The sequence below is a fragment of the Raineya sp. genome (assembly GCF_053497555.1).
Map to the genome: position 1 here is coordinate 40,606 of NZ_JBRCWE010000042.1, position 11,434 is coordinate 52,039.

The following is an 11,434-nucleotide window of genomic DNA, read 5'->3' on the forward strand; positions in this document are numbered from 1 at the left end:
CCTAAAAAAACGCCTTTTCTACGGAAATATTGCAGTTTTTGCGGGTTTGGCACAGAAAATTTTAACTTTTGGAATGATTTTTTCCATTAGATATGCCAAAAGGTGCTTGGTTCAAAATCAAATTTGGTAAAGATATGAAAAATCCAGTATTGACCGACGGTGTTTTACTCGCTTCTTATGCGAAAAATAATGATGAAAGAGCCTTCAACAAGCTATGGTCTAAACATAAAAGTAAAATTTACGCCACTATCTACAACATTGTGAAAGAAAAGAACTTGGCAGAAGATTTATTGCAAGATACCTTTATGAAAATTATTCGCAATGTACAAGAAGGCAATTATAGCGAAGAAGGAAAATTTTTGCCTTGGGCTTGCCGCATTGCTCACAATCTTGCGATAGATTATTTCCGTAGGTCTAAAAAAGCTACGATGGTAGAAGTAGAAGATAGAAAAGAAATTTGTAACCATCTAAATTTTGCCGAAGACTCTGCCGAAAAGTTGAAAATTAGAGATGAAGTAAATGAAAAGCTAGCAAAACTCATAGAAACTCTGCCCGAAAACCAAAGAGAGGTACTAATGATGAGGCACTATGGCGAAATGAGTTTTCAGGAAATAGCCGATAAAACTCGTGTGAGTATCAATACTGCTTTGGGGCGTATGCGTTATGCACTTATCAACCTACGCAAGCAAGCAGAAAAGTACAATCTCAATTTTGCCGACTACGTGAATGCGTATTGTTAGGTAACTAAATTTTACAATATGCAAGAAGCCTTCGCTTTGGGCGAAGGCTTTGCTATTTTATTCAGTTTCTACTTCCACTCCCAATCTTGCAGTATATTTTTCGGGTGTAAGACGTTTTTTAAGTGTTTTTTCCAACCCTCTATGAATTGGCATAAAGGCAAGAGCTACAAGCACATTGGCGGCAAGTGTAAATAGAGGAAAGCCATTGGTATATTGCGAAATAAAAGGGTCTAAAAATACCAAGACAAACTCAAAGAAAATAAGTAAGATGAAAAAGGTGATATTTTCCACTGCCGAAGTGGGCATAGTGCGGCGTAGAAAGCCAATTACAATCAGAAAGGCACTTACAAGGGCAATGAAAATGGCAGAATATTGCAGATTGTTTTGTCTTTCACGTTCTTTGGCTTCGCGTTCTGCCTGAATTTCACGCTCACGTTGTTCTTGGGCGAGTTGTCGCTCAAGTTCTAATTTCCCTTCCAAGCGAGAAAATTCTTTTTGCATATCTTCGCTCAACACTTCTTTTTGGTGCTGAATAAGTTTCACACCCCAAGCATTTGCCTCTTTGAAGTTACCAAGTTCTAAGTAGTTCTTTTTCAAATCTTCGGCGGCATCGCGTAAAACGTGCTTTGCTCCAATTTCTTTGGCAAGTTCGTACCCTTTAATATGAAACTCGCAAGCTTTGGCGTATTGCTTTTGGGCTTCGTGCCAATCGCCAATACTGCTGTACCCTACAGCCAAAGTAAGTTTATCGCCAATTTCTTCTGCCATTCGGATAGCATCTTCCAGATGTTTTTTTGCAGTAGGATAGTTTTTGAGAGCTGTATAAACTTCACCAATCGCTCTCAAACTTTCAGGCAAATGTACATCGTCTTGAATATTTTTTCTTATTTCCAAAGCCTTCTGGTTGAGCTTGAGGCTTTCTTCAAAGTTGCCCTCATTGGTGGCAAGAGCCGCAAGGTTGAATAGCACGGTAGCGTGTTGTTCGGCATAGTCTTCGTTTTTTTCGGCTACTGCCAGAGCTTTCTGAAAGTAATCGCGAGCTTTATCGTAATCTTTGAGTTGGTCATACACTACCCCTATGTTGATGTTGGAGGAGATAATGCCCGCCTCATCTCCTAATTTTTCTTTTATTACCACCGATTCTGAATGTCTTTTGATAGAACTGAGGTAATCTCCTTGCTTGAAGTAGTAAATACCAAGATTGTTCAAACAGCTTGCAATTCCCTTTTGGCTATCAATTTTGCGATTAAGCTCCAAAGATTTTTCCATATACGCAATGGCATCTTTGTAGTTGGCTTTCAAATCTTCTACAACGCCCATAATTTGCAGGGCATTGGCTTCGCCTTTGATGTTTTTTAGCTCTTTGGCAAGTGCTTCGGCTTGCTTGGCGTAATCAAAGGATTTGCTTAAATCTTTTTTGCTATACATACGCCCAAGTTGTACAAGCGTAGAAAGGCGATTGGTATCTTTGGTATTTTGGCTTTTCAGCACATTTTCCAAACTATCCAATTTTTTATCTTGTGCCAAAATGGAATGGGAAATCAAGACAATAACAACATAAATTCCCAAGTTGCAGAGAAATCTCATAATTTTAATTTTTAAGGTGAGACAAAGACTTATACTCTCAATTTTTAGAAAAAAGCTTAAAAGTTGGAAAACTATCAGAAGCTAAATATTTTTAATTGGTTACAACAGAAATGTATAAGTCTATTGAGTAAGAGAAGCAAATCAATAGCTACTCAAATTTACAACAAATGTAAGAAAAAAAATTTTTTGAACAAAAAACTTGTTTGATTTTTTTGAGCTAACCATTTTTCACAATTTACCCAAAAGCCTGCTAATGTAAATAATTTGCGAACTTCTTTGCCCAAAGTCCTAAAAAACTTTACCTTTGCGGTTCTAATGGCAAACTTATGCGTTATTTTAAGTTTATTTTGATAGCTTTATTGGTGCTAATCATAGACCAAAGCTCCAAACTTTGGGTATATGCAAATATGCACCTTGGCGAGGAATTTGTTCTTTTCAACGTTACAGGCTTGAAATGGCTTAAAATTCACTATACCTTAAATCCCGGAATGGCTTTTGGCATACTTTTGCCACCTCCTTATGGCAAAATTGTGCTTTCAGCTTTTAGAATTATTGCAGTGGTGGCTCTTTCTATCTATCTCAAACGTCAGATAGATAGGCAGGTTCATTGGGGTTTGCAGGTTTCTATGACGCTCATCATTGCAGGAGCATTGGGTAATGTACTAGATAGTATGTTTTATGGTATTTTTCTTAAAAATAATCTTCCCGCAGATGCCCCTTTTGCCTTTTTGCACGGACAAGTAATAGATATGATTTTCACCGATTTCTGGCAGGGAATTTTACCCGAATGGATACCTCTGCTGGGAGGCACATACTTTGCTTTTCCTATTTTTAATATAGCCGATAGCTCTATTTTTGTGGGAGTAGTGAGTATTATTTTATTTCAGAAAAAATTTTTCCCAAAGTCCGAAAGCTCCCCAGAAACATTACAGACAGAAACTTCCGCTGAAAATATATCAGGATTACAATGATTTTCAGGATTTTCAAGATGAGGGGGTAAAAATTTTTTAGATGTAAATTTGTTGAATGTAAGAATACAGAAACTTCTGCCGAAAATGTACTAGGATTGCAATGATTTTCGGGATTTGCAAGATGAGGTTGTAAAAGTGTTTTTTTTTGGTGTAAATTTTCTTAAAAACAAAAAACCTGCCTTGTGAGCAGGTTAGTAACATAGGTTCAGGTGTGTTTAACTGTGCAAAGTCTGAAACATATCTATATCGGTATTCTTGAAGTATTGATACAACTTTACGATAATAGCCAATGCTACGGCAATTTCAGCGGCGGCAATCACGATTACAAAAAGTGAAAATAGCTGTCCTTGCAAGTTTTCGTACAAATAGCTGAAAGCAAGTAGGTTCAAATTGGAAGCATTGAGCATCAGTTCTATGCCTACCAATACCATAATAGCATTTTTTCGGCTCAGAGCTACAAAAAGCCCTGCTACAAACATCACAATTCCAATCATTAAATACATTTGTGTTTCCATAGCTTTTCTTACATTTACGTTTCAAAAATAGTTTATTCCAAATAATTTTACAATTAGTTTTTGACGAAAGCGGTTTTTCATTTGACCAAAAGCTCTTTTCTCTCTATGAATACTCCTTTGGTTTCGGTAGTTGCTTTAAGCTACAATCACGCTCCTTTTATAGAAATGGCTTTACAATCTTTATGGAAACAAAGTTTTCAGTATTGGGAAGTAATTGTTGTTGATGATGCCAGCTCGGATAATAGCCCTGAAATTATCCGCCAATTCCTTTCGCAAAATCCTTGCCAAAAAGTAAAAGCCTGCATTTTCCACGAAAAAAATCAAGGGAATTGCGTTTCTTTCAACCAAGCACTCGCACTCGCAGAGGGTAAATATGTTGTAGATTTTGCCCTTGATGATGTAATGCTTCCCCGCAGATTAGAACAGCAAGTAAATTTTTTTGAAAAACAATCTACCCAAGTAGGCTTGATTTTCAGCAATGCCCAAATCATTGACGAAAAAGGTAAACTTTTGAAACATCACTATCCTGTTGATACGCAGGGCAAAGCCAAAGTAAAAGTTCCGAAAGAAAATTTTTTCAGAGCAGTCTTAGAAAAATATTTCATTTGTCCGCCTACAATGATGTTTCGTAAAAGCATGTTGGAAGATTTGGGTGGCTATGACGAAAGTTTGGCTTACGAAGATTTTGATATATGGGTACGAGCTTCACAAAATTATGATTTTGCTTATCTTGATGAAGTAACTACACTTTACCGCAAACATCAAAATTCGCTTTCGCAAAGGTTTTATCAGAAAAGACAAAATATTTTACTGAAATCTACATTAAAAGTATTGGAAAAGGCATATACCTATTGCAAAACCGAAGCGGATTTTCGGGCACTGGCTCGTAATGCACACTACCACTTACGGCAATGCTATTTTAGCGAAAATTTTGAACTTGTAGAGCAATATGCTAACTTTTTGAAAAACAAAAATTTACTTGGGTACAAAAATTGCTTTACAACAACTATTCTGTATCTTGCAGAAAAGAAAGTCAATCTTTCTTGGCTGTACCAAATGTATTATCGTTTTCGTTATGCGTAAAGTTTTACTTTTCATTGCTTTCCTGTCTATTTTTCAAGCCTTTGCTCAAGAGGAGGAGGCAGAGGAGTATTCCAGTATCAGGAAGGTTACTTTTGGGCTTGTGGCATCGCAAGATTTTTATTATTCTCAGCTCGCAAGACGCACAATGTATGGCTTGGCTTTTCAATATTTTGTTGGCAGAAAAGTAAGTTTGAACAATCGTTTGATGTTTGGGGTCAATCCTGATAAAAAGTTAATGCTACATTATGGTTTAGGTGGCTTGATGACACACGCTGTTGTGCAGGGTGGAGGCGGATTTGTGCTTATTTCAGGCAATATTGTTCAAGATATTTTGGGGCTTGTCATTTTACCTATTATCATTCCCGAAGGCGTACAACTTCATTTCGGGGGAAAATATAACAAAATTAGCCCCTATATTTACCCTGCTTCTTTTGAATATCGTCCCGATATTTTGGATAAAAACGAACTCAAAGCACTTTTGGAAGCAGGTATTCAGTTTCGTTTTAGTAACAAAAAACACCTTGTCATTGCTCCCAGTATAGCTTGGAAATTTCGCTATGGAGATGCAATGCAAGCCTTTAATGTAGGTTTGATGATTGGATTTGAGTAGAAAAGCAATTTGAAATTTAATTGCTTTCAGCAACTTCTTCGCTTTTGCTTACATTTTTGGCGTTATCGCTTTCGTAGCGTTTAGTTCCTTCCATTGAAATAGCGTTCTTTTCCAAAGTAATTTTCACGCCTTTATCAATTTCCAGCACAATGGTATCTTTGCTTACTTCTGCAATTTTGCCGTGAATACCCCCAATCGTAACAATTTTATCGCCACGTTTTACTGTATCACGAAATTTCATCTGCTCTTTTTGGCGTTTTTGTTGGGGGCGTATCATAAAGAAATAAAACACCGCAAAAATACCTATCATAAAAACAAGGCTCATTGCCGAGCTACCGCCTTGTGAGCCTGTTTGCGATTGTAAAAATAAGGTTTCTAACATAGTATTTGGGTAATGAGTACAGAGTATTGAGTAGTAAGTATTTAGTACAGAGTATTGAAAAGAATTTTATTGCTTCACGGGACCTTTCATTTGGCTCAAATCTTGCACTTGCGGATTTTTACCTTTTACTTTTCCTTTCAAGTAAAGCACGGTAGTAGTCGGTTCGGTATTGGCTGTAATGGTGATAGTTTTATTCACTTCACCGGGTCTGCCGTTGCTATCAAACTCTGCAATAATTTCGCCAGAACCACCGGGAGCTACGGGGTCTTTGGAATAAGTAGGCACCGTACAGCCGCAAGAAGGTTTAGCATCTTGAATAATAAGCGGATTCTTGCCGTCATTGGTGAATTTGAAAGCATATTTTACTTTTTCACCTTCATTTACTTCCCCAAAGTCGTATTCTGTAACTGCAAACTTGATAGAGGCTTTGGGTTGCTCTTGGCTGTTGCTTGTGTTTTGTGGGTTTGTAGCAGTTGCATTGGGTTGGCTATTGCCATTTTCTTGGTTTTTAGTGTTTTTTTCACAAGAAAAAAAGCCAAGAGAGGTAGCCAGCATTACACTTAATACAACTTTTTTCATAAAGATTTTAACGATTTTTGTAAAAAGACGTGCAAAATTAAAAAAAATTGCCTTTGCAAACAACTTTTTTTCGCTAATTTCGTTCCTTCAAATACTTGGGGTTTGAAATGATTTGAAAATAATGAAATTTATCATTGTTCCAAACGTTTATACTCCTAAAAAAACAAATTCTGTGAAAATTGTACTATCTGCTTTTTTCGTTATTTTTTGTAGTTTTTCGTTACTTGCTCAAAAGCAATTTACCTATCAGTTGCAGGCTGTCAGAGCAAAAGGAAGTATTGAGTTAGATGGCAGGTTGAATGAAGATACTTGGCTTCAAAGCCCTAAGATTACCAACTTTTTTCAAAATTTCCCTTACGATACATCTTTTGCCAAACTGCAAACCGAAGTTTTTACTGCTTTTGATAAAAACTTCTTTTACGTTGCGGCGGTCTGCTATCAGCCCAAAGGCACGTATGTAGTTACTTCTTTGCGTAGAGATTTTGGCAAAGATGATAACGATTATTTTGCTGTTTTCATAGATACTTTTCAAGATAAAACCAACGGCTTTGCGTTCTTGGTAAGCCCTTACAACGTACAATACGAAGGACTTATCTCTGATGGAGGGGTATTCAGTATTAGTGCCGATTGGGATAATAAATGGTATTCGGAAGTGAGGCAGTATGAAGATAAGTGGATTGTAGAAATGGCTATACCTCTCAAAACTTTACGTTACAAAAAAAATGCTGGTGAATGGAATATCAATTTTGCTCGCAGTAGCCGTGTAGAAAACGAAATTTCTACGTGGGTGCCTGTGGGTAGAAATTTCAGAATAACCAATCTGGGTTTTGTAGGAAAGCTCAAATTTGAAGAGCCTTTGCCTGCCCCAGGAGCGAATGTGGCGGTTATTCCTTATGTTACGGGCAATATTAGCGAAAATTATGTTACACAAAACAAAAAAATAGGAGCAAATGCGGGGGCAGATGCCAAAATTGCTGTTAGCCCTTCACTCAATTTAGACCTTACACTCAATCCTGATTTTTCGCAGGTAGAAGTAGATAGACAGGTAACTAATTTAGATAGATTTGAAATCTTTTTCCCTGAACGCAGGCAGTTTTTCCTTGAAAATGCTGATTTATTTGCTCGTTTCGGATTTAGTCGTATCCGTCCGTTTTTTTCTCGCCGTATTGGCATTGGCTTTGATACTATTTCTAAAACCATAGTACAAAACCCTATTTTGTATGGGGCAAGATTGAGCGGTAAGACCAACGAGTATTGGCGTATTGGTCTTTTGAATATGCAAACCGCCAACCAAAAAGATAGAGGAATTTATGGCGATAATTTCACCGTGGCGGCAGTACAGAGAACCGTATTCAAACGCTCAAACATTGCAGGTATTTTTGTAAATCGCCAACGTACTGCCGATACCCTCTCGGATTTTTCCTTCAATAACCAAAACTTCAATCGTTTGGTAGGGATAGATTACAATATTCTTTCAGTAGATAACCGATGGAATGGCAAAATTTTTTATCATCAGCAAATTAGTCCTAATCCGCAGAAAGAACAATTTGCTCACGCCGCTTATATCAACTATACTACGCCTAATTGGAGCATAGCTTGGAATCACGAGTATGTAGGCAAAAATTATCAAATCAATGATATAGGCTTTGTGCCTCGCAACGACTTGTACCGCTTTGAACCGCTTGCTACACGCAATTTTTTCCCAAAAGGGAAATGGAGTAAAAAAATTGCACGTATTCAATTTACACAATACAACAATTTCTATTGGGATACGCAGTGGCAACTCAATGATAGGAACAATTCTATTTCGGGCAATATTCTTTTCCAAAATACTGCTTTTTTCTCTACATCTTTTCGCAATACTTATACTCGTTTATTTTTCCCTTTTGACCCCACCAATACAGGAGGCAATCGTTTGCCTACGGGTTCGGAATTTACCAACAATTATTTTGATGTATTTTATCGTTCCGATAGACGCAAACTCTTGGTGTATAGTTTTGCTTTTGAGGGGGGAGAGTATTACAATGGCAAACAGCTGGCTCCTTATGCTTCTATTACCTATCGCTTTCAGCCTTTCGGACAAATCGGCTTAGAGGCAGACTATCGCCATATTCGTTTGCCTGAAGGCTACAATTCTGCTGATTTGGTACTGCTCAACTTGCGTACAGATGTTTCTTTTACTACGAATCTTTTTCTTACCATTTTTCTACAATACAATACCCAAACCGAAAATGTAAATCTGAATGGGCGTTTGCAATGGCGTTTTGCCCCTGTTTCAGACGTGTTTTTGGTTTATACCGATAACTACTTACCACAAGATTTTTCTATAAAAAGCCGTTTTGTAGTGCTGAAAGCTACTTATTGGCTCAACTTGTAAAAAGGTGTAATTTTTAGGTTCAAAAAAATTTGCTTCTTGGGAGAAGTTTTATTTACAATATTTTTGCCAAATACTATTGTCTAAAATCCTATTTCTTGCCTCCTGTATCTAATTTCTAATAGCCTCAAGCTATCAAAAAAACTACCCTTGCCTGCGATTTTTGGCAAGTTCTTTCAACTGATTTACATTAAAATACTCTCTGATAGGTCTGCGGAAGCCCAATTTGCGAGCGAGTTTTTCAAGATATTCGCTATTTTGCAAATAGGTGCGAACTTTCTTTTCCAGTGGTACCAGCGAAACTGCCAAAAGAATATTCATTATGAGTTTGAAAATAAACACGCCCCCTACAAAATTATCAATCACTGGCTCTAAAAGCAAAATGATAAACTCAAACACCGTGATAATAGCTACTAATGTAATTACTGATGCTACTCGCGATTCTGCCCCTCTTTGATTGTAGATAACCGCCGCTAAAAGTAATCCCATCATCACTCCAATTTGTATAAGGTAAAACCACCAAGTTTGCCAAAAAGGAGCTTTCACAAGAAACGAAAAACTATACACATTACTTACTACACCCATAGCATTCCGAGAGCGTACTTGTAGCTCATATTTCCCATTCGGAAGGAAAGGAAACTCAATCAGAGATTGGTTTCGCCATTCCGACCACTCGTCGTTATCGTCAAGACCGCTCAAGCGGTACTGAATTTGTGTATTTTCTTCACCAATAAAAAAGGGCGAAGCAACTCTGATACTTACTTTTTGCCCTTCGTTATCGCTTTGAATAATAGCATTTTCCAAACTCAAAAGGCTGTCATTGCCTTCAATTTGTCTGACAAAAAGATTAGACTCTTTTACTTCTTTTTTGGCTTCCAAAGCATTTATCCAAAAAACTCCTGAAGCTGTAGCTACCCAAAGATGTCCATTTTCATCTTGAAAAACATCTTGCACTTCGCTAAGTACCGAAAGAAAGCGAATAGCAGGATTGGCTTGTGAAACATTTAACTCTTGCCAATTTTGCTCTTGCAAAGCCCAAATCTGCTTATTATGACCCAAAAATAAATTAACTTCTCCTAATTTGAGTGAGCCATACTTTTCAGAAGGAAAGAACAGGTCAAATGCAAAATTTGTTTTTTCCAAAACGATTTTATTGGAAAAGAAAACAAGTTGTTTTTGCACAACACGCGAGTACATACGCATATTGCTGTTTTTTTCCAATGTGTAAGTTGCTTTTATTTTTGTAGGAATACCTATTTGGGAAAGTTCAAGTTTCCATATTTTACCTTGCCCCGCTAGCCAGAGATGTTTTTCGTACTGCGAGCAGTTGAATATGAAACCTTGCAAGCCGCTTATCCATTGCGGTTCAGACCAGCTATCCCCATTTTTAAGCAGGTAGAAAAATCCTTTGCTACTACATACATATAATACGTTGGGATTAGTTTCAGAAACTTCCAAATATTGAATAGTTTTGTCTTCTAAAATACTTTTGGCTACTCCAAAGGTAACTTCATATAGTCCTGTGCCTGTAAGAGCGAGTAAGTGTCCTTGAAAATCAATAAGTTGTTTACACTTACTCTCAATGCCCGAAATTTTACGAAAATTGAAGGGGATTTGCTCTAAAAGAAAATTGCTATAATTATAGTCATATACGTTTGCTTCTACCACAACAGTAACTACTTTTGTTTCTGTCTTGGGCTTTTCGTCCTTTTTCTGAATAGAAATTTGGGGTAAAAGACTTTTTAAGCCTTTCTTCTTTTTTTGTTTAGCTCTTTGGCGGGCTTGTTCCCAAGCTAAAATTTGCATTTGACGTTGTTTTTCTTGGGCTACTTGCCCCGAAACGTCATCTTTGTTGCTTCGGCTCAAATAGAATAGACCCGCATTTGTACCTACGTAAAGCAAATCTTTTTGCTTAAAAATAGTAGTGGGTTTGCCTTCAAGAGTCGGATAATGTGAAAAACTATACACAGGCAGATGTGTAGAAACTTTGGAAATGCCTTCGGTATGGCAAAGCCAAATATCTTTTTGATTATCTACAAAAACAGCGGAGATTTCGTTATCTGCAAGTCCCGTTTCTTGGTTAATGATGTAGCGAATACTTCTATCTTGCTTGTTTAGAATGAGCGTACCTCCTGCAAGTGTAGAAATCACCCATTCATTTTCGGAAAGTTGGGTGATTTTTTCTAAAAGGTTTTCGCTTAGATAGTTGCTTGCAAAATTGGAATACGTATCAAAGGTTTTGCCATCAAAAATCCAGAGAAGGTTATCATCACAGGCAAGCAAAAGGCGGTTTTTATCAAGAGAAACAAAGTTTTGAATGTATTTTTCGGCAAAATCGTTACGTATAGGGGTAAGATTTTTGCCGCTGAGCTTACAAAGCCCTTTTTCGGCTATATTCAGAAAAATCTCACCATTCAGTAAGCACCAGCCTTGCATTTCGCCATTTTCTTGCAAGTAAAGTGTTTCTAAACTTGTGCCGTTCCACTTACAGAGAGCTTTATCGCTGTAAAAATATACCTGCTTTTCTTGAACAAAAATACTTTTGAAAGTACCCAGTTCTTTTTCAAAATCCTGATTAGCGATAGGCTCAAAT

10 protein-coding genes are annotated in these 11,434 nt (G+C 37.2%); 5 read left to right on the plus strand and 5 right to left on the minus strand.

The window, feature by feature from the left end; genetic code table 11:
- The first annotated feature begins 134 nt into the window (after positions 1-134).
- The gene (locus ACWITO_RS05250) at positions 135-740 is read left to right on the plus strand and encodes an RNA polymerase sigma factor (RefSeq protein WP_448528953.1); all 606 of its coding nucleotides are present in this window, start codon (positions 135-137) and stop codon (positions 738-740) included.
- Positions 741-797: 57 nt separating this feature from the next.
- On the opposite strand, the gene ACWITO_RS05255 is transcribed toward ACWITO_RS05250, so the two are convergent.
- Positions 798-2,327, minus strand: a complete 1,530-nt coding sequence (locus ACWITO_RS05255; RefSeq protein ID WP_448528954.1) for a tetratricopeptide repeat protein — start codon at positions 2,325-2,327, stop codon at positions 798-800.
- Between the two features lie 326 nt (positions 2,328-2,653).
- Here ACWITO_RS05255 and ACWITO_RS05260 point away from each other — a divergent pair, with 326 nt between their 5' ends.
- A complete protein-coding gene (locus ACWITO_RS05260) occupies positions 2,654-3,298 on the plus strand; it encodes a lipoprotein signal peptidase (RefSeq protein WP_448528955.1) in 645 nt (214 codons plus the stop codon).
- 215 nt (positions 3,299-3,513) lie between these two features.
- Here the strand turns inward: ACWITO_RS05260 and nuoK are convergent, their stop codons facing one another.
- Positions 3,514-3,813: an NADH-quinone oxidoreductase subunit NuoK gene (nuoK, locus tag ACWITO_RS05265; RefSeq protein ID WP_448528956.1), complete on the minus strand. Its 300-nt coding sequence runs from the start codon at positions 3,811-3,813 to the stop codon at positions 3,514-3,516.
- A 105-nt stretch (positions 3,814-3,918) separates the two neighbouring features.
- Between nuoK and ACWITO_RS05270 the strand changes: the two genes are divergently transcribed.
- Both ACWITO_RS05270 and ACWITO_RS05275 read left to right on the plus strand, forming a co-directional pair.
- On the plus strand, positions 3,919-4,896 hold the full coding sequence (locus ACWITO_RS05270; RefSeq protein WP_448528957.1) for a glycosyltransferase family 2 protein: 978 nt from the start codon (positions 3,919-3,921) through the stop codon (positions 4,894-4,896).
- Positions 4,889-5,506 (plus strand): hypothetical protein, encoded by a 618-nt coding sequence (locus ACWITO_RS05275; RefSeq protein ID WP_448528958.1) that lies wholly within the window; start codon positions 4,889-4,891, stop codon positions 5,504-5,506. Before ACWITO_RS05270 ends, ACWITO_RS05275 begins: the two co-directional genes overlap by 8 nt.
- Before the next feature lie 16 nt (positions 5,507-5,522).
- On the opposite strand, the gene yajC is transcribed toward ACWITO_RS05275, so the two are convergent.
- Positions 5,523-5,888 (minus strand): preprotein translocase subunit YajC, encoded by a 366-nt coding sequence (gene yajC / locus ACWITO_RS05280; protein WP_448528959.1) that lies wholly within the window; start codon positions 5,886-5,888, stop codon positions 5,523-5,525.
- Between the two features lie 66 nt (positions 5,889-5,954).
- Positions 5,955-6,467 carry a DUF1573 domain-containing protein gene (locus ACWITO_RS05285; RefSeq protein WP_448528960.1) on the minus strand — a complete coding sequence of 171 codons (513 nt, stop codon included), beginning with the start codon at positions 6,465-6,467 and terminating at the stop codon, positions 5,955-5,957.
- A 172-nt stretch (positions 6,468-6,639) separates the two neighbouring features.
- On the opposite strand from ACWITO_RS05285, the gene ACWITO_RS05290 reads away from it, so the two are divergent.
- On the plus strand, positions 6,640-8,844 hold the full coding sequence (locus ACWITO_RS05290; RefSeq protein ID WP_448528961.1) for a DUF5916 domain-containing protein: 2,205 nt from the start codon (positions 6,640-6,642) through the stop codon (positions 8,842-8,844).
- 141 nt (positions 8,845-8,985) lie between these two features.
- On the opposite strand, the gene ACWITO_RS05295 is transcribed toward ACWITO_RS05290, so the two are convergent.
- Positions 8,986-11,434 (minus strand): triple tyrosine motif-containing protein (locus ACWITO_RS05295; protein WP_448528962.1); only part of this gene is annotated, 2,449 nt, incomplete at its 5' end.

Excerpts from the sequence above, each read along its gene's own strand:
- ACWITO_RS05250 (WP_448528953.1), top strand. The coding sequence starts at position 135 with ATGAAAAATCCAGTATTGACCGACGGTGTTTTACTCGCTTCTTATGCG.
- ACWITO_RS05255 (WP_448528954.1), bottom strand. The coding sequence starts at position 2,327 with ATGAGATTTCTCTGCAACTTGGGAATTTATGTTGTTATTGTCTTGATT.
- ACWITO_RS05260 (WP_448528955.1), top strand. The coding sequence starts at position 2,654 with ATGCGTTATTTTAAGTTTATTTTGATAGCTTTATTGGTGCTAATCATA.
- nuoK (WP_448528956.1), bottom strand. The coding sequence starts at position 3,813 with ATGGAAACACAAATGTATTTAATGATTGGAATTGTGATGTTTGTAGCA.
- ACWITO_RS05270 (WP_448528957.1), top strand. The coding sequence starts at position 3,919 with ATGAATACTCCTTTGGTTTCGGTAGTTGCTTTAAGCTACAATCACGCT.
- ACWITO_RS05275 (WP_448528958.1), top strand. The coding sequence starts at position 4,889 with ATGCGTAAAGTTTTACTTTTCATTGCTTTCCTGTCTATTTTTCAAGCC.
- yajC (WP_448528959.1), bottom strand. The coding sequence starts at position 5,888 with ATGTTAGAAACCTTATTTTTACAATCGCAAACAGGCTCACAAGGCGGT.
- ACWITO_RS05285 (WP_448528960.1), bottom strand. The coding sequence starts at position 6,467 with ATGAAAAAAGTTGTATTAAGTGTAATGCTGGCTACCTCTCTTGGCTTT.